Source organism: Spirosoma migulaei (assembly GCF_054776855.1).
The window spans coordinates 298,623-319,836 of the sequence record NZ_BAAHBG010000033.1 but is presented as its reverse complement, the minus strand read 5'-3'; the positions used below and the strand labels follow the sequence as shown (position 1 = coordinate 319,836).

Annotated in this window: 17 protein-coding genes and 1 pseudogene; 4 read left to right on the top strand and 14 right to left on the bottom strand. The window is 45.8% G+C overall.

Features of this window, described 5'->3' with window-relative positions; all coding sequences use genetic code 11:
- Positions 1-460 precede the first annotated feature (460 nt).
- Together ACYVGO_RS31080 and ACYVGO_RS31075 are read right to left on the bottom strand one after the other, a co-directional pair.
- Positions 461-3,307, bottom strand: coding sequence for a PAS domain S-box protein (locus ACYVGO_RS31080; protein WP_460972637.1), 2,847 nt, complete (start codon positions 3,305-3,307; stop codon positions 461-463).
- Between the two features lie 490 nt (positions 3,308-3,797).
- A complete protein-coding gene (locus ACYVGO_RS31075; RefSeq protein WP_460972636.1) occupies positions 3,798-4,103 on the bottom strand; it encodes a response regulator in 306 nt (101 codons plus the stop codon).
- A gap of 212 nt (positions 4,104-4,315) precedes the next feature.
- Here ACYVGO_RS31075 and ACYVGO_RS31070 point away from each other — a divergent pair, with 212 nt between their 5' ends.
- Both ACYVGO_RS31070 and ACYVGO_RS31065 read left to right on the top strand, forming a co-directional pair.
- Entirely contained in the window at positions 4,316-4,720 is a 405-nt protein-coding gene (locus ACYVGO_RS31070; RefSeq protein ID WP_142774604.1) for a response regulator, read from the top strand.
- 361 nt (positions 4,721-5,081) lie between these two features.
- Complete coding sequence (locus ACYVGO_RS31065) at positions 5,082-5,477, top strand: CHRD domain-containing protein (RefSeq protein ID WP_460972634.1); 396 nt, start codon at positions 5,082-5,084, stop codon at positions 5,475-5,477.
- Positions 5,478-6,054: 577 nt separating this feature from the next.
- On the opposite strand, the gene ACYVGO_RS31060 is transcribed toward ACYVGO_RS31065, so the two are convergent.
- From ACYVGO_RS31060 to ACYVGO_RS31035, 6 genes are all read right to left on the bottom strand, one after another.
- Complete coding sequence (locus ACYVGO_RS31060) at positions 6,055-6,261, bottom strand: hypothetical protein (RefSeq protein WP_142774606.1); 207 nt, start codon at positions 6,259-6,261, stop codon at positions 6,055-6,057.
- Positions 6,262-6,627: 366 nt separating this feature from the next.
- Entirely contained in the window at positions 6,628-8,112 is a 1,485-nt protein-coding gene (locus ACYVGO_RS31055; RefSeq protein ID WP_142774607.1) for a capsule assembly Wzi family protein, read from the bottom strand.
- A 202-nt stretch (positions 8,113-8,314) separates the two neighbouring features.
- Entirely contained in the window at positions 8,315-8,665 is a 351-nt protein-coding gene (locus ACYVGO_RS31050) for a hypothetical protein (protein ID WP_142774608.1), read from the bottom strand.
- Positions 8,662-9,075 carry a LytTR family DNA-binding domain-containing protein gene (locus ACYVGO_RS31045; protein ID WP_142774609.1) on the bottom strand — a complete coding sequence of 138 codons (414 nt, stop codon included), beginning with the start codon at positions 9,073-9,075 and terminating at the stop codon, positions 8,662-8,664. Before ACYVGO_RS31045 ends, ACYVGO_RS31050 begins: the two co-directional genes overlap by 4 nt.
- A 221-nt stretch (positions 9,076-9,296) precedes the next feature.
- The gene (locus ACYVGO_RS31040; protein WP_460972633.1) at positions 9,297-9,569 is read right to left on the bottom strand and encodes a hypothetical protein; all 273 of its coding nucleotides are present in this window, start codon (positions 9,567-9,569) and stop codon (positions 9,297-9,299) included.
- A 558-nt stretch (positions 9,570-10,127) separates the two neighbouring features.
- Positions 10,128-10,295, bottom strand: coding sequence for a lmo0937 family membrane protein (locus ACYVGO_RS31035; RefSeq protein WP_142774611.1), 168 nt, complete (start codon positions 10,293-10,295; stop codon positions 10,128-10,130).
- Positions 10,296-10,528: 233 nt separating this feature from the next.
- On the opposite strand from ACYVGO_RS31035, the gene ACYVGO_RS31030 reads away from it, so the two are divergent.
- On the top strand, positions 10,529-11,071 hold the full coding sequence (locus ACYVGO_RS31030; RefSeq protein ID WP_142774612.1) for a hypothetical protein: 543 nt from the start codon (positions 10,529-10,531) through the stop codon (positions 11,069-11,071).
- Positions 11,072-12,028: 957 nt separating this feature from the next.
- The gene (locus ACYVGO_RS31025; protein WP_142774613.1) at positions 12,029-12,466 is read left to right on the top strand and encodes a response regulator; all 438 of its coding nucleotides are present in this window, start codon (positions 12,029-12,031) and stop codon (positions 12,464-12,466) included.
- Between the two features lie 638 nt (positions 12,467-13,104).
- Here the strand turns inward: ACYVGO_RS31025 and ACYVGO_RS31020 are convergent.
- The 6 genes and pseudogenes from ACYVGO_RS31020 to ACYVGO_RS30995 all read right to left on the bottom strand — a co-directional run bounded on the left by ACYVGO_RS31020 (position 13,105) and on the right by ACYVGO_RS30995 (position 20,733).
- The gene (locus ACYVGO_RS31020; protein WP_460972632.1) at positions 13,105-13,431 is read right to left on the bottom strand and encodes a hypothetical protein; all 327 of its coding nucleotides are present in this window, start codon (positions 13,429-13,431) and stop codon (positions 13,105-13,107) included.
- Between the two features lie 805 nt (positions 13,432-14,236).
- Complete coding sequence (locus tag ACYVGO_RS31015) at positions 14,237-15,328, bottom strand: hybrid sensor histidine kinase/response regulator (protein WP_460972631.1); 1,092 nt, start codon at positions 15,326-15,328, stop codon at positions 14,237-14,239.
- A 45-nt stretch (positions 15,329-15,373) separates the two neighbouring features.
- On the bottom strand, positions 15,374-18,670 hold the full coding sequence (locus ACYVGO_RS31010; RefSeq protein WP_460972630.1) for a PAS domain S-box protein: 3,297 nt from the start codon (positions 18,668-18,670) through the stop codon (positions 15,374-15,376).
- 604 nt (positions 18,671-19,274) lie between these two features.
- A pseudogene (locus ACYVGO_RS31005) lies at positions 19,275-19,715 on the bottom strand (DNA/RNA non-specific endonuclease).
- Positions 19,716-19,775: 60 nt separating this feature from the next.
- Positions 19,776-20,006: a hypothetical protein gene (locus tag ACYVGO_RS31000; RefSeq protein ID WP_246859228.1), complete on the bottom strand. Its 231-nt coding sequence runs from the start codon at positions 20,004-20,006 to the stop codon at positions 19,776-19,778.
- A 79-nt stretch (positions 20,007-20,085) separates the two neighbouring features.
- On the bottom strand, positions 20,086-20,733 hold the full coding sequence (locus ACYVGO_RS30995; RefSeq protein ID WP_142774617.1) for a hypothetical protein: 648 nt from the start codon (positions 20,731-20,733) through the stop codon (positions 20,086-20,088).
- Positions 20,734-21,214 lie beyond the last annotated feature (481 nt).

The window sequence follows — 21,214 nt, the reverse complement described above, 5'->3', positions numbered from 1 at the left end:
TCGAAATACTCCCAAGAGACATTAGAGGCGTTGCTGATGAAAATGCAGACAGAGGTACAACTACTCAATCAAGACATAGATAATTTTGACCCCTTTACAGCTGAGCCTAATCAGTGCTTTCACAAAAAGCTAGCCACTCACACTAGATACCTAACTCGATTGAATCAGCGTGCTTTTCTGCTACTGGTTGATCAGTCCCCCAATTAGGTGTTTTACGCTTGCTCAGCTGCTCAAGCTTCGACCGTGACATTCGCAATCGGCATCCCAATGGCGACCCGGTCGCAATACCCTGCGTCTATGCCACCACAGCATATCGGGTTATTCAGGTTATATTATCCGTTCCTACTGGCAATACCACCATCATCTTACCCAGCTTGGCAGGAACTCTAGGCTTTCTATATACAAGCCTGTGGCTCAGCTTATTTTCTCACTACTGCTTCCAGAAGGTTGCAAAAATAGGCTATATCGGCAAGTAGACACTGAAGGTAGCCCCTTGTCCTGGCTTACTGGTGGCCGTGATAGCTCCGCCATGATTTGTTACCACTTTTTGACAAATGGCTAGCCCAATTCCCGTCCCGGCAAATTCATTCTTGCCATGTAGCCGCTGGAACACTTGAAAAATGCGATCCCTGTATTTCTCGTCAAAACCGATGCCGTTATCCATAACCTCAATACACTGGTAAATTCGGGCCAATCTTGTCGGCTTCAGTAAAGCCGGTAAGTCCGAAGCCAATACCTGATGAGTCCGCACGATGATGCGAGGAGGCTGGTTACGGTCCAAGTTATCGGTACGGCTAAATTTGAGCGCATTACTGATCAGATTTTGAAACAATTGCTCTAGTTGTAGAGCATCACCCGGCACCATCGGTAATTCAGCCACTATAATTTCCGCCTTAGCTTCCTTGATGGCTACCGCTAAATTATCGAGTGCGTTAAGAATAACCTGACTAAGAGCGACCGGATCGGTAGGGGCGGGTTGGGTTGAAATACGGGAAAAGGCCAACAGATCTTTGATTAAGCGGGACATCCGGCTGGCCGCCACCTGCATCCGTTCCAGATGAGATCGCCCCTCTCCTAACTCACTACCGTACCGGTTGATTAACAAATCACCAAACTGTTGAACCTTGCGTAAGGGTTCCTGTAAATCATGGGAAGCAATGTAGGCAAACTGTTCGAGGTTTTGATTGGAACGGATCAACAGGTGATTGGCTTCTTCAAGCCGTTGATTGGCCCGCATGACGTCTTCACTGGCAGCGATAAGTTCCTCATTATTGGCGGCCAGTTCTTCATTGATCGCTTCCAGTTCCTCCGTGCGTTGTTGCACCTGCTGCTCTAAGGCTAATTGGACATTGCGTTGCTCGGTAATATCCTGTACGGTCCCACTGAGTCGATAGGCAATGCCTTCCGCAGTAAAGTAGGCTTTGCCCTTGGCCCGTAAGATCCGCTCCTGGCCTGTCAGATCAGCGTCCACCGTATATTCGATATCATAGAGGCCTGAAGAACCCGGTATCATGGCTTTGGAAAGTGCTTGTTGAATCCGAGGTAAGTCCGTTGGGCGAATAGCTGCTACTGATTTCGGTTGGGTTAACGGTTCATCCGAATCCAACCCATACCAGGCCCTGAGCCGGGGGGAATACTCAATGGAACCCGTTGCCAGCTCAATTTGCCAAGTCCCTAACTGAGCCAGTTCAATGGCTTCCTGTAGGGCCGCTTCGGTTTCTTCCACTTTTTGGCGGGCCAGTACTTGCCCCGTTACTTCGGAGGCCGTCACAATTACCCCATAGGTTTCACCGGCGGTATTGCGTAACGCTTTGTAAATGCAATCATAATACCCCCATTCCGCTTGGGCTGACCCGCCCAGCTGGATTCTAACTTCGGGTTGGTAATTAGTTTCTCCGGTGGTAAATACTTGATCTAGTGGCTGGGCAAAAGAACTAGCCAGTAAGGTAGGCATCGCTTCCTTGAAAGGCTTTCCAATGATCGAGGTAGCTGTTCCCAGCAAAGTCAGCATCTTTTCATTGACGGTGCGGACGACCATCTCCTCGCCCACAAAAACCACCTTAGCCACCGGTGAATGATGAAACACATTCCGGGAGAACAACTCACTTTCTTCCAGCGCCCGTTGAGCAAGCAGTTCCGGCCTTCTATCCCGCATGACAGCACCTACGGCTATGGGATGCCCACTCTGGGGATCGTCGATGCGAATGGTATTATTAAACACGGGGAAGATCTCGCCCGTTTTTAGATGGCGAACCAGCATTTCCCCCGACCAGCGCCCAGTATTCATTACCGACGGCAGCACCTGTCGTTCAACCAGGTCAAAATGTTCAGGCGCATGAAGCTGGGATATAGGAGTTTGTTGAACTTGCTGGGCATTATCAAAACCCAGCATGGCTATTCCTGCCTTGTTGATATAGGAATTTTTGCCATCCATTTCCAAAATAGACATCAGCTCAATGCTGTTATCGACCAGCGTCAGCAATTTTCGTTGCATTTCCTGGGCCGCTAGCTCGGCGCGTAAGTCCCGTAGGGTGAACCCTCTTCCGATTGGCTTTCCCGAATGAGGATCATCGATCCGAATAGCGCTTGCCTGACAGGGAATTGTTTCGCCGGTTTTAAAATGCCTTACCTCTACCCGGCCTGTCCAGCTTCCCTGACTCAGCAGGGTTGGCAGGGCCAGTTCCTGGATCTGGCGGTAGTGTTCGGGAGTATAGAAATCCGCTATCTTTTTATCAACCAGCCTAGCGTTATCCAAGCCGACCAGCCTCCGACCAGCCTCATTCATATAGGTGACCCGTCCCTCCCAATCAGCGATGGTCATAAAGTCGAGTCCATTGTCAACCAGCGCTACTAATTTTTGCAGTTCATCTCGTTGGGTTACCTCTTGGGTAACTTCCTCAACGATCGAAAATAGGCTTTGGATTTGGTCTGTTTCGGGCCCAAGGATCGTTGTATGAAGTTTGACCCATATCTGATGGCCTTGTTTATGGAGGCAACGTAGGTGGATAACTGGTGAACCCGGTCTACTCCTTATTAATTCACTCAGGTGATGCTCATAGTACCTCTGATCATCCGGGTGAATCACGAACTCAAACCGGTTGTTGATCAGCTCATTTAGTGAGTAACCCGTTAGATGCCCGTATGCGTTGTTAACGTGGATAACTGTTCCGTTTATCTGAGAAATTACCAGGCCTAGGGGTGCCTGGCTAAAGGCCGTAGCGAGGTGTTTTTCTATTGGCCGCAGCTTACGCTTCCCGACTCTTCCTAAAGTAGTTTGTTTCTTAACCAGGTTCTTGTCGTTTGCCACACGTCTTTACGTCAAGGGAGAAGTACTAATTGATAGTTTGTCTGGATACTAACGGAGTATACAGGTAAATCTACTCGGTCGCCAAATAACTCAGTACTACTTCAACGTAATAATAAGACCCGGTTGATTCTGGGCTTTATTTGTTAATGAAAATACCGTGGATTAGGCAGTTATGCGGAGGTTTGGGATTGAGGACTACGGTTTGGCGGATAGTGAGAGAGTAGAATAAGAGGAAAATTTTAACTGGATAAAAACCAATCAAGCCTTTCCTTCGTATACTGCTATGACGCCAATGCTTTCTTAACCAACCTAATCAAAATAGCATATCCTTGTGATTAGAGCCTATTTTTAGAGTAACAAACAGCCGTAAAAGGAGGATTATTCGTGTAGATTATCTTGCCAGATAAGTTGGGGGAGCTGAACTAGTTTTAACCAATAGGTACAGAAAGCATCTATATCCTCTAAAGCCGTTTGTTTTAAAAGTAGCGAATTAACCCCCCCGATAATATCGCGTCACTTCACGCTCTGCGATTTCACCGGTCCAGATCACAATCGGTATATGCCTCCAGGAGGCAGAATCCATTAACCAAACGACTAGTTCATACCCATCCATTAAAGGCATCTGTACATCAACTAGAATTAAGTTAGGGTGTAAGCCATTTAGCAGCTTTTGGGTTGCCTCCAGTCCATTCTGAGCATAGTGTAGGGTTACATCTTGATGGCACTGCTTGATTAAACTGGATAATAGCATAAAGTCATCGTCGTCATCATCGACTACTAAAATAGTATACTGCATAAGTAGTTGAGTAGGAAACTGACAAAAGATAGGACTCGCCCAAAAGCCAAACTCGTAAAAACACTAGTTAGGCATGAACTTATTAACAGCTATTATTAAGATTAGTTTTAAACTGATTATAATGGAGTTAAACACTAACTTACCCCTATGTCAGTGCTTGTTTATTGATTGTCAATCCGGTAACATTGTATCTATCCGTACCTTATCACATCATGGCCTTATCAATACCACCCACCGTTTGGATTATTGACGACGACGAAGATGATCAACTTTTCATTCGCTATGCTTTCCTGGATGGGGAGCCTTCGATTAGTGTCCTGTCGTTAAGTGATGGGGTCGATCTGCTACCTAGGCTGGCTGAATGTGTTGAGTTACCCCGCTTACTGCTACTAGACATTAATATGCCGCTGAAAAACGGTTTTGAAACGCTGAAGGAATTGAGGAGTATACCTGCTTATGCCCAACTACCTGTGGTCATGTTAACAACTTCATCCGATGAAGATGATCGTCAGCGTTGTTTATCCCTGGGGGCAAATCAGTTTTTGACTAAGCCTCTTACGTATGAGCAGTTACGTGAAATGGCGCAGGAATTGAGCAGCAACTGGGAGTTAATCTAACTCGGCTTTGTCGTTTGCGATTGCTTAAAGTTTTGATCTAACCGCTCCAGCGGCCTGGCGCAACGGCTGGTACGCTGGAGCGGGACTGTAAACTATAATACAGGTGATAAATTCTCCGGTCGGCTGCTACCGTTTGAAACAGCAAAGCGACCCAAATGCCTAACTTCTATTACTTTATACTGTTTTTAAGGGCAAATAAATAATTCTCTTTGCTTGATGATTCAAAAGACAGTAGGTTAATTTGTAAAGCTCAGGATTTTCAAGGAATACATAAGCTTAATTTCATCCTATATGATCCTTAAATACACGATTCTATAAATACACGATTCTATCCGCTACACTCGCTTTAGCCCTACCTCTTTTGTCCTGTCAGGATCACCGAGATCTATCCGTTACCCTGAAAGCCACGCTCGATGGCAAATCGGCAAAGCCATTACCGACCACTTCGACGGCGACTGGTTTATTTACGGCTAACCTTGATTTGACAACCAGGGAGTTAGCCTACACCCTTTCCTTTTCAGATTTGTCTACGCCATCCGTAGTGGCTCACCTGCATAAAGCTACGGGCGTAACCGGTACGGGTCTGGTTGATATTATTATTCCAACGCCGAATAACACATCGGGTAGTGTCAATAGAACCACATTTCCGCTGAGTCAGAATCAGGTTGACAGTCTGGTAGCAGGCTTTTACTATGTTGATGTGCACACGCTATCTTATCCAGCTGGCGAAATTCGCGGAGAGGTCATAAAGCAATAGGGTGTTATTGGTGTCAAGAAGACTTGTTATTTGTCATCTGTACTACTTAATGGCTTAGCTATATCCTTTTTAGGTTGCTTTTAGGCCATTATTTATCCTTCCCACGAGCTGTACCGACTTAGTAAAAAAGCGGGAAAGTGAGAAAGGATGAATTTGGTATCTCAAAGTATTGCCTGTATAAACCATCAGGGTAGCAACCGAATTGCTTCTCTTACTTTATTCTGAAAAGCCTGCTGTCATTACCTTGCTGAAAATCCAGAAGGTCGACCTTTGCGTAGAGGTTGATCAGGTTTCAGGCTTGGGTAAAGGGATCAGGATCAGGAGACACTTCAATTACAGTCCAGAGTAATTCACGGAACTCTTCGAACTGCTGGGTAATCACTTCGGCTCCTGATCCAGGGGGCAAGCGTATTTATTTATCTGCTGCCAGCATCAGTTGCGCAATAGGCGAATCGGCTGGCGGCTTAGGCTTACACATGAACAGGGTTTGTTGTATAGTCTACAAAATTAGTTTGATTGGATGAAGTTGCTCCTTTACATAAGAGATGACTGGAAACCTATCTGATCAGTTTCTACATCAGCTATTAAGTTTTCTGCTCGTAAAACGAAGGCCAAGAACGGTATAAACAACCAGGGCTGAGGTTTCACAACAGGCTTCAAAAGGCTCCCGATGATAAACTCCTGTTCGATAATCCTGCACCCAATCAATCAGGGCATAGCAGTAGCCAGCGAAGCCAAGCAAAGCGCCTAACCCTAACAGAAATAGAACGAATGAATATTTCATAGTGCCCCTAGTGGGTGAGGTTTTATGTGAATTATTAACATTATGGTGTGACTGCGATATAGACCGTCAATCCAGTAGAAAGTTAAAGGGGGCTTTGCCAAGCCGTGCGTTAATCCAGGTAGCTATTGGTAGGTTGATCAACGTTTTCTTATTTTGTCTTATTCAATATGGAAACTTGACCTAAGGCCACCGGCCAGTTTGGTTGCTTATCCACCATTGAGTAAAATAGTTATTTGATTCAGAAAGGCTATCCGCATTGTGGGTAGCCTTTTTTAGTGTTTTAGCACACCTAAAAACCAGGCAAAAACCTAAGCCGTAGGGAGTATCTTGCCTGGCTTTGCAAGGACTGTTTCAAGGACTAGGAGGTCAAAACAGGCCTTCTTTGCGAAAGCCCACATAAAAGCCCATTCGATTCTCGTACAGCTCACCCTGGTCGGTCGCTAGAGAAGCCGTGGCCGTGGTTCCTTTTAAGTGTCGGACTGGTGAGGAGATCGATAGTAGACCAGAAAATTGATAAACAGGATTTAAAAACGGCACTTCATAGGTACCTATATTCTCACTATAGGAAGCCTTCAGATAGAACCGAAAATAATCCATGATCAGCCCCGATAGCCCCAGATGCATTACCGCCACCCGGTTGTTGTTAGTAAAACCGTACCGGGGTAATTCAGCACGGCTGTCAGTGGTTGGGCTAATAAACGGGGTGCCAAGCGTTAAGCCGTAGCGCGACCAGCCGTCCTGATATTGCGAATGATTGAAGTAATTATCCCGGCCCCGCTGTGCGTCATTTTCCAGAAATAAGCTGCCGCCCTGGCTTTGGGTATATACATATTCCAGCAGAACATCCTGAATCTGTAAGCCGTTGGGATTGCGGGGGCGACGGTTGCGAATCCGCAGCCCATTTAGTCCATCCGCCAGATTGGTCAGGTGAAATAGAGAGCCATCTTCGTATATATTTTGCCGGTAGGCAAACACCGAAAACGAGCGGGCTGTGTATTCAAGCGCCAGATCAACGGTTCCCAGATGATTGCCAATCCGATTCTCATGATCAAACGTACTGATCCGACTGGTGTCCAGATCCGTCCGGTCGCCCAATGGCCGGGCCAATACGACATTGATATAGTCACTGAATTGGTTGGGCAATTGATCATTCTTGATCACCGACTTACCCGCTAACTGGTTCGTCGTACCGCTCCACATGACTTCATGATTCATGCCGGTGTAGAGCTTAAACCGCCAGTTTGGCTTTCCCAATCGGCCATAGAGCGCTTTTTGATGGAGCAGTACATGATTGACTAATCGATCATTTTCAAACCAGCCATGGGCATAGAATCCTTTAATGCCAAACAGGGCATTTCCGGGTACGTAGTCTGGCAAGCCAATCTGGAGCTTAGTCATGGGCAAGGCGTTGCCCGACCAGGCGTAGGAGCCCGACGAAAGGGTTGAGTCCACCAATCCAATGATTTCCCGTCGTCGGCCCGCCCACACTTCCAGGTTTTTGCCAAACTTGACCTTTACGTAGGCAACGGGAAGGAGTAGTTTATAGCTAGCGCCCGCATTCAAAACGCCTTCCACTCCCCAGCCCCAGTCAATCCGTCGCTTGTGGGCTGGAAGACTGTCGTTGTTTCTGGTTACACTACGATATGCCCTACTGAAGCCTTGACGCAAGGTCACGGAGGGTCCCTGGCTGGGTACAATACCATACTGATTGGCGCGTAGCCAGAACGGAATGCTCGTTCCGTAAAAGCCCACTTCGGTTTGATATTGGACTGGGTGGGTAGGCTGTGCAAGGGCCGAATAAACCGCCAACAGGCTACTCGCGAACGGAATACAAAGCTTAACGTTGGTCATACTATCGGCTATCGCCGGGATACAAATAAGTTCGTGTGCGCTTTATTGTTGAGGAAGGAAAGTGCCTGAATAGAGGCCCGCCATAGGAGGATGTGGAAAACCTCATTCGGGGAATCCCATACGGTTGATATAGACAACATCAATGCCCCGAGCTGATCGCTACCCATCCCGGTATAGGGAAGCGACCAGCTTCAATATGTTTTTAGGCCTTGCGGGGCTGTACAGGGGCTGGATTACCCGTTGGCCACTGGGATACAGTCGATCCAGTTGCCTCCTTTTTGGTCCAATGAATAGGAAAGGATTTACCCTTCGCCTTGGCGACACCTGGTTGGTTCAGTAAGGGGATACTTCGCTTTAACCGGCTCGTAATAAACTGATAAGCCAGATAGCAGTAGGCCACAACAACAACTATCTGACAAACGGCCTCTAACGGATCGCTATCATAGCGGCCGGTTTTCATATCCCAAAACCAGTCCAGTACTACCCAGCCATAGGCCGCCCCACCTACCAGGGCCACCAGAATCAGGCTTCGCTTTACGATGGGCTGTCTCATACTAATTCGGGAATAAGAGTTGATTTAGGAAGCGTGTAAGCTGGCCCCTTCCTCTTGGGGCTAGCGAGCCGATTGAGTTTAGCCACCACTTGTTCCAGGCGTCTACGGGACACCTTTGCTTTATACTCGCCGAGCAGACAAACGGTTGATTGCAGGGCATCATCAAATACCAGAGCCCGAATGAAAGCAGGATTAATTAGCTCGGATTTATGCACCCGCACAAAGCCGGGCAGTTGAGCCTCAAACCATTTAAGGGTCAGCGCGACCAGCATGGGCCTGGGTTGTGTACTAAGGTATACCCAGGTATAATTACCAAACCCTTGCAGGCGAACAATGGCTTTTAGGGCTAGAGGTCGGTCCTGGCCAGGGAGCTTGATGGAGCCCGCTGATGAATTGACAGACTGATTCATGAACTTATTATTAGGTAGTGATCTTGGAATTGGAAAAGCCGCACATATAGCCCTAGCTAGCCTCAAACGAGTCGATTGACTACCGTTGGGGCAAGAAAGGGAAGGTAACCTATCGGCCGGAAAAACCAGTTGACCGAGATTGACGCACGGAGAGACGATCAACGCGTCGGTTGACGGATGATTTTTCCTGGTAACAGGTTATAAACGAAAAGGAGTAATCCCTACGACGAGGTGGGGTAATCGATCAAGCGTTTAAGCCGACGTGGAGAATAGAGAGTCAGACTAGTAGAAGCCTGAGAAAACGAGCCGCTGTGCGCATGCTGGGGAGAGGAATGCGCCTGGGCGCGTGGCAGGTTGCCAATTGAGGTTAGTGCGAGGGTAGGCTGTCCGGAGAAAGCCAATGGCTGAGCGCTTTTCTGTCGATCCTGGATCGAGGGAGAGGTCTGTCCCAAAGCGAGAGCAGACCTGTTTAAAGCACCACTAAAACGATTCATTGGAGTTGAGTTTAAATTTGACAATTATACCTAGTTTACACGTGGTGAAGGATTGAAGCCAGGGAAGGACTAAAAGCCATTTCTGGTTGATAAGATGTTAAACGGGCTAGTCTAAAAAATGTTTAAAGTATACAATATGCAGAAAGGATCTAGTGCACCTACATAAGATAAATACCTACCTCAATCACTTGTTGCGCACGCTGTGGCACATTCGATAATATTTATACTTCGTCTGTTTCTTTACAGTAACTATCGACCGTTCTAGGGGAGCTAATCCGTTCGTTTTCCCATGGAGATTTCACGGACATAGATCACCTGATTTTGTCACCAATTGACCAGTGTATCTAGTTCATCAAGCAGAGGCTAACGTGCTAAAGAGAAATAGGGTGGTGAATCATCTGCGAAATCGACTGATCTGACGTTGACGGAATGGGATGGCCAATTTGCCCGTAATTACCAGTCAACAACCAGGTCTTTTACAGTAAGAAGTTAGGCCAAAAGAGCAAACCCATTTTAAAAACAAATTTGCTCTTTTGACGTAAAAATTAGGGGAACTAATTAGACACTTCGGCCTTGAATCAATCGAAAGATAATGGCAATTACGGCAATCACTAATAGAATGTGAATAAGGCCACTAGCTGCAATGCCTGCGCCCAAAACCCCTAAAAAACCTAAGAGCCAGATGATGATCAATACCACGGCGATTGTATACAGAAGATTGCCCATTCGTTTAGCGTTTAGGGGTGAAACTTAATTGATTTTCAAGTAAAACCTTGTAGTTATGAGTATGTTACGAAATCTAATCCAACGGTAAAAGCTCATAGTCTCCGAAAATAGCTCCCCATTTTCCTAGCCCTTACCGTTACCTCAGATTGTTTGAACATAGCGATCTAGCTTAGGTTTGTTTGTAACCGGCTAGGCTTTTTTAGCGGGTTTACACAACAAAACCAAGAAATCTCATGATCAGTCAACCAGACAACACCAGCCTAAACAGCACATCGACTACCGGATCATCAACCCTGATGACGGCTATTTTCACCAATCGTGAAGCGGCCGAAACGGCTTATGACTCGCTTTTGTCACATGGTTTTTCGACAGATGATGTCAATATTGTCATGACGGATGAAACCCGAAAACAGCATTTTGATGCAAGCGATTCGGACGATTCAGCTTTAACCGATAAAGCGCTGGAAGGGGTCGGCAAAGGGTCGGCGATTGGGGGGACAGTGGGTGCCGTGGCAGCCGCCATTGCCGCCATCGGGACGACATTGGCTTTGCCAGGCTTGGGTTTACTGATTGCGGGGCCGCTGGCAGCTGGGCTGGCGGGTGCAGGTGCAGGTGGTTTAGCGGGTGGCTTAATCGGGGCTTTAGTCAATTCAGGTATTCCAGAAGAAACGGCCAAAGCGTATGAATCGGGCCTAAAAAGTGGGGGTATTGTTGTTGGGGTGCATCCTCGGGATGAAGCGGATAGAGTATATTTAACCCAGCAGGGTTTTCATTGATCCCAAGCTTGAAAATGAGTAGAGGTTCGACTTCATTGTAAGCTAAATAAATGGTTTTTCAACAGAGTCAAAGCAACTTTAAGTAGGTTGCTTTGACTCTGTTTGCTATTCCTGGGCAAGCCTTTTTTATAACATCCAAAAGACTGGTTTGCATCTTGTAGGCCTATTGCTCCACTGCCCGTGTTGGGTATTATCTTGCTTTGCAATAATGTGCGTCCTGGTTTGGTTTCCAGTAAAGTTAGACTCTCAGAACGTACTTGTCCTATCAATAACAACCGGTAAGTAATGTGACTTGTATATTCTTCCTTAAAAGGCTAGGTTGCTTCTTCATTAACATATGCTCTAGGGTATATGTATGGTGTGGATAGAATGCTTTAACGCTGACCCCATCAGAATCAGCGTTTTTTGTGATGTATTCCCTGAGTTGTCGTCTAAGTTGTGCGATTGCACAATATATATGCAATCCTTACGGTAGATCTTAACGCTGACTTCTCTTGAGGTCAGTGTTTTTTTATAGCAATTTCCCTAAAGACTTTTGGCATGAGTTCAGTTATTTTTTCTGGTTATCGGGTAAATGACGAGAAGATAATGAGATGAGAAGATAATGAAGAGTATATCTAATGCAATAGCATAGGCCGCTTTGGAAAAATACAACGTTGGTATGCCTTTCTCGTAAAAATTAATACGTACTTTACTAATTAAAGTACGTATTAACTTTTACGAGAAAGGCATACATCAGGATCGAATTGTGGGTAATTGACGACCTACTAGACTTGACTTGCAACAAATAAGATATTGTATAGTTGGTTAGATAGGCTTACCACTTCCTGAAAGCGTTCAGCTTATTCGCCCAGTTGCTCAAGGTGGGACTACAACTCGTTGACGAAGCCGTGACAACCGGTTGTTGTTATCCGATCAGTGAGCTTTACACTCAATTGATTGGGCAAGTGTGGGTTTATGAATAAAAAAGGACCGATTCTGGTCATCGAAGATGATGACGATGACCAGATGTTGATAGACTTAGTTTTCCAAAAATTGGCCTATCCTAATAAAGTCATTTACTTCCCAGACGGCCAGCAAGCCTTAGATTTTTTAGAAACGAGCCTTGAGACGCCCTTTCTAATCTTGTCTGACATCAACATGCCCAAGTTGGATGGGTTTGCTTTACGGCAAAAAATCCATGTCGATGCGCAACTCCAACTCCGATGCATCCCGTATCTGTTTTTTTCCACGGCAGCCACCCAACAAATGGTCATTGAGGCCTACAGTTTATCGGTCCAAGGCTTTTTTATTAAACAGACTAGCATGCAGGAACTGGAAAAAACCATCACCGTCATCATGGAGTATTGGCTTCGATGCGCAGCCCCTAACAGTTTTGATAACCCCATTTCTTGATCGTCAGCCTACTTTCTGGGTACTTGACTTTCAAACGTGCAAATACCAGCAATAGAGGTTTAAAGGTTTTTGTTCATTAAATGAGGGCTTTCACATATTGGATTTGGGTATTCAGCTACCTTTAATGGCCCTATATAAAGGCGAAGAGGCATGTTTGTCACCGAGACCCTTAGGTCATCGAGGGTTAATTCTTAGGGTATTACCTAAAAGACTGCTTACTTTGACAGTCTTCTTTTGTATCAGGTTGCACCTGAGCTTTCGCGAACTGGTGACTTATTTATTGTTTCGACACCTGCCTGTCCCACCGTTTGTTAATTCCCCCGGGCGCGTACCTCCAACCTGCTCAACTGTGTGAAGCTGGCCGTGGCCACTGCTCAGGATAGCAACAACTCAAGCATTCGGCGGCTACAACTGATCCGCCACCGATTGTAAGTCAACAGGCAGTAAGTGTAAAGTATTCAACCCTGCCGTTACTTTTTTGAAACTCCACGTCAAAAAGGTACTTTCTCCAAAAAGTTACCCGTAAGTGCTAAAAGTCTGACCGATAGGGGTCATTTGTAATACTTCACTCGTAGGGAGGGTGAACATTAGAAACGTTGATTCATTTGGGGTCAGCGTTTTTTTGTGGCATATTGATATTAATTATTATTGGCTAGATAGCTTTCACCCAAGGAAGGATAAAGCTTTAAGAGGATAGACAGTTCACGCCAGTAGTCGCTAAGAAACCAATGCAAGTCAAGCGATTCTGTTTCCTGGATTTGATCGTAAGCTAAAATCATTGACCGATCCTGAAGAGGATGGGCTTTATCGAGGATAAATTTTAGCCCAAAATGGATGGCACTCAACTCCGATTGACTAAAGGGTGTCCCCCATTGGCGAGGCAGAATACCGGGGAAGACGACTTGGGTTGCAAAAAATGTCTTGATGTACTCCTGAAGGAGATGGATGTTTTTGGTTAAGTACATGGTATGGTGGTTTTTTACCTAAAAAAGGAGCTAAAACCTTGCCAATGGATGGTATGTGAATGCCCCTCTCCAGAGAAAATGGCATAAATTTTTTAAACGGTAAGGCACTGTTTGTCTGTTATTTACACCTTTGGATCAGCGGTAAACTAAGGAGATCAAAGTAACGCTGATTCATACACGCTACCACTATTTATGCCAGTTTCGTTCTGAATATAAAACGCTGGCTTTGTGACTGGCGTTTTAAGTAAGTCATAAGCCGCTAAAGTTTTAGGTATATAAAATCAACTGCTCGTTATGACAGCTTTGGCTTCAATCATCGTCTGCACATTCTGCGACACATTCGACCGCTAATCATATCCCGACAGTTTCTCCACGGCAACGGCCGACCGTCTCATCCACGTTTACCTAATAATCCAGTCAGGCCTCTTTGTAGCCACAAGCCTATTAAATTAAAAAGATCGGTGGCGGTCCTTCCTAGCGAGAGGATAAGGCTTGCTTTCAATCTACTCTAAACCTTACTATTCAGCTAGAACAAATCAGCACCACCTCGATTCGAAGTGGCTTGAATACAAAACACACCGTATCGTAAACTTGCTTCCATAACTCCTTGGAGTTAGGCAACATGCAAAATCAAGGCCACCACGAAATCGGAGCGGCCTGAATAGAAAACCTTTCAATAGCTGAATACTTGCCTGTAACCCCAACAATGAGGCCCGTGGCTTGGAGAGTCAGGTAATGGTAAGCCTGGTATCTGAGTGGGCATTGATCACAGGCATGCTACATATCCAACCCGTTTAGATATTAATTACAACAATTCGCCCCGAAAAATGACCAGTATGGACGTTTCGCCAGTTGGCTGACTTTCTATTACCATTGAGCCCTTTGTTAAAGTCAACAGTTTTTGGACGATTGCCAAGCCCAGACCCAATCCTTGCTGTTCATAAATGTCACGGTCGAATTGCCTATAAGGAGCAATCTGGGTAATATCCTCGGGTTTAAATACCCGCCCATGGTTCGAAATCGTCAACTGATAGTTTATTTCTCCCCGGCGACCACTTAGCTTAACCGGATGAGATCCATCTGAAAACTTGAAGGCATTGTCAAGAAGCTCTTCCAGGATGACTCCCAGGCTAGTCTCCGAAAGGCTAATCTGAGCGCTTTCCAGATCAAGCTGACAAGTTACGTCTAGCTCCTGTCGATCGTTTATACGGCCTATAGCTTTGTTTACCAGCTCTTTATCAAACATAGTACTACCAGTCGTATAAGAAGAGGGTACCCTATCTATTTGTTGCAACTCCTCCAGTAACCGAGGGTTATCTATTGATCGCTTTAAGCGTAGGCTGGACGCTTTGATCATGGTCAGCATCTCAAGGCTATCTTCCCGACTAAATTCGTCGTAACTATCTAGCAATAAGGTAGTAAATCCAATAATGCAGCTTAGGGGCGTGTTGTATTCATGACTTGACACACTATTGATCGAACGGCGAAGTTCAGCTAGGCGTCCTTGCAAATCGGTTTCCCGCAGAGCCTCCCGCTGAAGGCGGCCGGCGATGGCCGTCAACAAGCCACTCAGGGTGAATGGTTTGGTCAGATAATCATCTGCCCCTAGAACCATTCCTCGGCGAATATCTGATTCTTCTGCTTTGGCCGTTAGAAAAATAAAGGGAACCGTTTTTAAGGATCGGTAATCGCGAACGGCTTCTAGCACTTGATACCCATCCATCTCCGGCATGCGAATGTCACACAAGATCAGATCAGGGCGGTGCAGCATTGCCTGAATGAGGCCTTCCCGGCCTGTAGAAGCGGTTACAACGTGGTAACCATTCAACCTTACTAACTCGGCTACATTTTCCCGGATCAGGATTTCATCTTCAATAATTAATATTTTCGTAGCCATAGGCGTTGATTCATTAGATAGAAATGGTGCGGACTATTAATACGCCTAAATAAGTGCTTGAGGGCCTGGTTCAATGGGTAGTATGATGGTAAACGTGGTGCCTTTGTTCTCTTCACTCTGAACCAAAAGTTTACCGCCGTGGAGCTCCACATACTGCCGGGCAATAACCAGCCCTAACCCCGTTCCGGGAATAGTGGCGGAGTTACGGGCCCGAAAAAACGTCTGAAACAAAGCGGGCAAATCGCTAACCGGTATGCCTATTCCCGTATCGATGACGTTAATAATCAACTCCTTCTTCAGAAAACGAATCGTTAAGCTGGGATCATCTTTCGAGAATTTAAAGGCGTTTGATAGCAAATTGATCAATACATAACTAAGTAGTTTTTTATCAAAACAAGTACGGTAAGGTGTTTCCTCCACCGAAATATGAACTCTTCGTTGATCGGGTTGGTGACTAAAATGACTGGCAACAACCTGTTGACAAAGGGTCAGAACGTCGCCCCAGTCAGGATGAAATATAATTTTCCCGGCTTCAATCTTTTCGATGCTGAGTATGTCCGAGAGCAGTCCATTCATAGTCTGGATTTGACTGGCAATTATCCCCAGGTATTTTTGAATGAAGGGGGTAGCAACCGCTGGCGGTTGTTCCAGGTACATCCCAATCAAATCAGCGCTGGTTTGGATGGTCGTTAGGGGGGTTCTGAACTCGTGGGAGGCCGTGGAGACAAATTGTGATTTGAGGAGATTTAACTCCTGTTCCCGCTCTAGTGACTGCTGTAAAACCAATTCTTTTTCTTTCTGGCTGGTAATATCATTGGCAATGCCGATATAGCGAAGTGGAACTCCGTGTAAATCATTCATGATGAAGGTGCGAATTTGCAGCCACCGGATTGTTTGGTGAGCCCCCTGCACCCGACATTGCACTCTCACCTCTTGTCCTTGTCGGTATTTGTCAAACTCGACCATCACCCGATGGCGATCTTCCTCCAGTATGGTATCCAGAAACGAGTTGGAACCGTTGGTATCTCCACCCGGCACAATACCAAATACCCGTTCATAGGCCGGATTGATGTATAATAGCTGGAATGAGTCCGCTGAGTGAATCCAAAAGACCTCATCCACATTTTCGGCAATTTCGCGAAACCGTTGTTCACTTTCCCGCAATGCTTCCTGAGCCTTCTCGTACTCGGTAATATCACGGGCTGACGAATAAACGATCTCCTCATATCGATACGCGCGCCATTGGAGTAGTCGATACTGACCATCTTTGTGTCGATACCTGTTCACGTATCCATCAATAACCGGTTGCTGGAAGACTTGCCAGGACGCAACCTGATCGTCTGGGTGGACCCACTCGATAAACCGATGCCCTTCCAATTCGTCTATTCGATAACCCAATGTCTGAGTCCAGGCCTGGTTTACCTTCGTTAAAGTGCCCTCCATGGTGGTAATACAATACATATCGAGAGCTCCTTCAAAGAAGATCGTTAGCTCCCGACTCTTTTGCTGCAAGGCCTGTTCAGCTGCTTTTAATAAGGAAATATCGGTGGCCATGCCTACGAAGCCCGTAACTGCGCCGGCTTCATCTTGTAGTGTACTAGTTGTCAATAAGACAGGCACCCGTTGTCCCTGTTTGCCTTCAATCAGGCATTCGGATTGAAAATAGCCTTGCTTGAGCAAGATCGGCTCCAATAAAAACGAAGGCCTAAAATCTGTTTCCTTAGCCTGGTAAGTCAGGATTGGCAGCGATGTTTCAGAAGGCTCAAACCGAGCCGAAGGATGCCTGCCGATCAATTCATCCGCCTGATACCCTAATACCTGCTCAACGGCAGGATTAGCGGATATGACAACGCCATTGGTATCGGTTGAGATAATGGCCTGACCCGCGTATTTAAGAATGGCATTTTGGAGGGCCGACAGTTGCTGGATCTCCTGAGTGCGCTCTAAAACACGTAATTCAAGTTGTTCTGTATACTGCTGGAGCTGTTGATTGAGTTGCTGCTGGCGTAAAACAATGGCTAACTGGCTCCCCACTTCCTGAGCAATCTCCAAATGATCAGCTGTAAAAAAATGAGAGGAATAGGCCATCAGCACAAAAGCCCCGATATACTGTTGCTGGCTGAATAGGGGAATAATGATCATTGATCGAAACCCACGTTCATATAGAGCCAGTTCAGGTGGGATACCAGCCGTCGTGGACTGTAGCTGATCAATGACAAGAGGTTGTCCACTTAGGAGTGGCTCAATCTCAAAGAGATGGATAGGCAGTTGGGATCCCGCCCTGACGATCCTTTCTCCATTAACTAACCAACTTTTAGCCTGAGCCATACCGGTTGTCAGGTCAAACTGATAAACGACCAGCCGTTCACATGGAATGAGTTGTCGGGCGTGTATCAAAGCAGTTGCCTGGGGTGCTTGCTCGGTCAGACTCTGATTGAGTAGTGTCCGCTCAATGGCCTGTAGTCCTTGAAGCCGCTGATTAGTTCGCTCCAAAGCCCTATTGGCCTGATGCAGCTGCTCATTTTTGTATTGCAACAGGTCGGCCTGCTCCAGTAAGACTTGTTGCTGTTGTTTAAGGGACGAATGGTCCGTATAGATCAACAATACTCCGTCATCAACCCGAACCATATGGCTATCCAGCCACAAATCCACCCCATCCGCCTGATAGTGAGTCTGGTAATGCTTAGAAACGTCCGTTTGAAACGCGTCAATCAATCGCCCAAAGGTACCTTGCTGCTGAGCAGAAGGATATACCTCCAATAAATGTCGGTTGATTAGTTGTCCCGTGGGATAGCCCAGCAAGCGATCATTAGCCGGGTTGGTTAAGCCATAACAAAAGTCAATAATACCCTTTTCTGGAGTGCGAATTGGATGAAATAGGACAAGGCCAGCGGGTAGCTGCTCGACAATGTTTTGCAGCAATTTAGTTTGTTGCTCCAACGTCTGCTGAGCTCGTTTGGACTGGGTAATGTCGATCGCGGTAATAATGAGTCCCTCATATTTTTTATTAACCGATACATCGACCCATTGCATAAGCTCACCAATGGGATGCTGTCGTTCGAATCGTTGTGGTTCGCCTGTTTCCCATACCTGGACATACCGATTAAAGATACCTGAATCTACAAAGCTGGGAAAAAGTTGAAGCATGGTCATCTGGCCAAACTCATCTGGGCTCAATGCGGACATCTGATGCGCCATTCGATTCCCCCATACGTATCGAAAGTCCAGAACCTGATCATGCTGAAGAATGGGCTGACAATGCAGGACCGCCACCGGGATTACGTCTTGAAAGGTCTCCAATTGTTGAGCTTGGAGCGTAGCGTCAAAATCAGTCTTATCCATGATAATCATTCGTTAATACCAGTGCTAAAAGATACCTGACAAGTGTTGATTTTTGCTTGGATAACTAGCCAGATGTCCCATAATCGATTTTACAAGTTGAATGAAAAGCATTTCAAAAAAGAAGTGTCCGGCTGACACAAATGTCTTCGCCAGTTTAATCAGGTTGATTGATTTTTAAGCCTAAAGTGGGCTTGAAAACCTACTCTAATCGAACCAGTAAGACAAAAAAAGATGAATATTTTTACCAATCTACCATTAAAGGCTCGTAAATATTAGTAAAATATATATTTTGGTAACAATGTGAGTTATAAAATAAAGTAGAAATATATCATTAGGCGTGTTCGACTGCTGGAGTTGTTCCTTTGTCACCTTTTGCCTCATACTAGAAGGAGGCATGAGTCAAGTAGGCACATATTGCTCACTAAAAATAAGCCGGTCAATCGCCGGGCATTTTTATGTTTTAATATTAATTCTATCAATACCTAACTCAGCTACTTGTTGCACACTGTCCAATACATTTGACAGTAAATCATACCCCGTTTGCTTCTCCACAGCAACGGCTGACCGTCTCATCCATGCTAACGCGATAGCTTTCCCAGGCTCCTTAGCCGGTTGCATTCGTGTTCGGCATCCAGACTGCAATAACTCGCGTCTGTGCGTTTATCCTGTTCACATCATCCGAACCCACAGGTAGTACCACAATCACCTTCCAGAGAGCAGCAGGGACGGTTAGCTTGCCACTGGCAATAGTTGTAGCCTTTCCGCTGTCGCACTCACCACCTTTGCCCGCTGTTCCAGCAATAATATATAGCTCATTACCCTGAACCACTAGATTACGGCAGTAGTCCTCCAGTCGCAGCCAGGATTGCCGATTCAGTTGAGGTGCCTGGGGCACGATGTTGGTTAGAATGAAAGTCGTCTTGTTTTCCTATGCCGTACTATCCCGATCACCCGAGTGGCAGAGGTGGCCACGGTCAAAGCCGGTATTCTTATAATCCGCATGGTGATCCTGATACCACCCAGTAGGTAGTGATTGGTCTGGTATGAAGTTACCGACTTAGTGAGAAGCTACTCCCTTCCAGGCTGAACTCAGATGCCAGCTTCACTAGTGGGCTATACCGGTCGATTGGTTATAAGAAAGTGAGTATGTTGAACGGGTAATCAGATATGCGTTCGGGCTGGACTCTGAGGCTTTTGCTTCGTCAGGATGACCCATCGCCATATTATCGTCACGAGTAGGCGTTGTATTGGCCGGAATCGGAACACAAGCTTGCTTACACTGGTCTAATGAAAGGAACAATAGCAGACCAACGCAGAATCGAGAATACGATGTCATCGACCTGGTATAATTAATTTTTAGCAACACAGCGGAGGAGAGGTTCGTGATAAAGTAGATGTAATAAGTCAACAAACAGCTATTGGATTGGATTAATAGCCGAATTAATAAGGGCTAATAAATCCTGCAACTTACTAAAAACATGGGCAATGATATGCCGATCTGTATCAGGCAGCGGGCTACGTACATTCTTTACGAAGTTAAGCCATCGGTTTGCAGCCTGAGACCCAATATCACTCACCGTCTGTCGAACAGTTAACTCTTTCTGACTTCGCAGCAGTTCTTTTAGGGTATCCTGCCGCCGTTCGTAAGGCTGTCCATTGGCAAGCGCGAGCTGCTCACTCAACACCGTAGCCATTTTTTGCAAGTGAATAATAATCTTGCGTAGCTCGGTAGACGAAAAATTCAGGTTTGGTATGTTGGGGCGGCCTTGGCGGCTACGATTGGTATCATTCTGCCCTCGGCGTAATGTGTACATCTCGTCGAGTTTACCAAGAAAGGCAGTGTCTTCATCAAAGGCAGTATGTTTGATTAACGGATCGTTGATGATCTTCAAAATCAACTCCTGTTGTTCACGCTGCTTTTTAGTTAATGATTCAGGTTTTTTGTAACCGGCCTTAAAATAGAAATCTGGAATCTCTCCTTCCTTCTTCCAACGGTACTTAGTGGTACGGCCAAGCCCATGCTCAGCAATCACCTTAGCAGCTAGCTTTTCTGTGTAGTCCATCAATGTGTTCGGAATGGTGTGGCAAACTGTTTTAATGAATTTGCCTGAACACAATGCGCTGCTCACCAATTAAAAAAGTACTTAACCGTTCTGATAAGCGGTTAATTGCTATCTGGTTTAGGATAAGGTTTAAATGTAAGACTGAGAGTTAGTTTTGCAGATTTTGTGCACTATTTGTACCCTAATCTATATTTTCAATTAATAATTCATTGATTATCAATAGGCTATTAACTATAATTACTTTCTGTATTGGAAAGTAAGTGTCCTGAACAAGCCTCTGGATCTAATCAAACAACAGCACCTAAAGCCCTTTTCAGGGCTTTAGGCATATATTACACTGCCAGTTTAGTTTATCATAGCGGTTGGAATTTCTTTATAAACCAACCGATCCGCCCTACTGGTCCGATAATAGTCATTAGCCGCTATTGGTTTAGCTGGTTCCAGTTGCTAGTGTCTAACCTACAAATGAGCTATTGGCACT

What these genes read in the sequence shown, in the direction of transcription:
- ACYVGO_RS31075 (WP_460972636.1), bottom strand. Translation starts at nt 4,103, where the DNA reads ATGCAGTATACTATTTTAGTAGTCGATGATGACGACGATGACTTTATG.
- ACYVGO_RS31070 (WP_142774604.1), top strand. Translation starts at nt 4,316, where the DNA reads ATGGCCTTATCAATACCACCCACCGTTTGGATTATTGACGACGACGAA.
- ACYVGO_RS31060 (WP_142774606.1), bottom strand. Translation starts at nt 6,261, where the DNA reads ATGAAATATTCATTCGTTCTATTTCTGTTAGGGTTAGGCGCTTTGCTT.
- ACYVGO_RS31055 (WP_142774607.1), bottom strand. Translation starts at nt 8,112, where the DNA reads ATGACCAACGTTAAGCTTTGTATTCCGTTCGCGAGTAGCCTGTTGGCG.
- ACYVGO_RS31050 (WP_142774608.1), bottom strand. Translation starts at nt 8,665, where the DNA reads ATGAGACAGCCCATCGTAAAGCGAAGCCTGATTCTGGTGGCCCTGGTA.
- ACYVGO_RS31045 (WP_142774609.1), bottom strand. Translation starts at nt 9,075, where the DNA reads ATGAATCAGTCTGTCAATTCATCAGCGGGCTCCATCAAGCTCCCTGGC.
- ACYVGO_RS31040 (WP_460972633.1), bottom strand. Translation starts at nt 9,569, where the DNA reads ATGAATCGTTTTAGTGGTGCTTTAAACAGGTCTGCTCTCGCTTTGGGA.
- ACYVGO_RS31035 (WP_142774611.1), bottom strand. Translation starts at nt 10,295, where the DNA reads ATGGGCAATCTTCTGTATACAATCGCCGTGGTATTGATCATCATCTGG.
- ACYVGO_RS31030 (WP_142774612.1), top strand. Translation starts at nt 10,529, where the DNA reads ATGATCAGTCAACCAGACAACACCAGCCTAAACAGCACATCGACTACC.
- ACYVGO_RS31025 (WP_142774613.1), top strand. Translation starts at nt 12,029, where the DNA reads ATGAATAAAAAAGGACCGATTCTGGTCATCGAAGATGATGACGATGAC.
- ACYVGO_RS31020 (WP_460972632.1), bottom strand. Translation starts at nt 13,431, where the DNA reads ATGTACTTAACCAAAAACATCCATCTCCTTCAGGAGTACATCAAGACA.
- ACYVGO_RS31015 (WP_460972631.1), bottom strand. Translation starts at nt 15,328, where the DNA reads ATGGCTACGAAAATATTAATTATTGAAGATGAAATCCTGATCCGGGAA.
- ACYVGO_RS31010 (WP_460972630.1), bottom strand. Translation starts at nt 18,670, where the DNA reads ATGGATAAGACTGATTTTGACGCTACGCTCCAAGCTCAACAATTGGAG.
- ACYVGO_RS31000 (WP_246859228.1), bottom strand. Translation starts at nt 20,006, where the DNA reads ATGACATCGTATTCTCGATTCTGCGTTGGTCTGCTATTGTTCCTTTCA.
- ACYVGO_RS30995 (WP_142774617.1), bottom strand. Translation starts at nt 20,733, where the DNA reads ATGGACTACACAGAAAAGCTAGCTGCTAAGGTGATTGCTGAGCATGGG.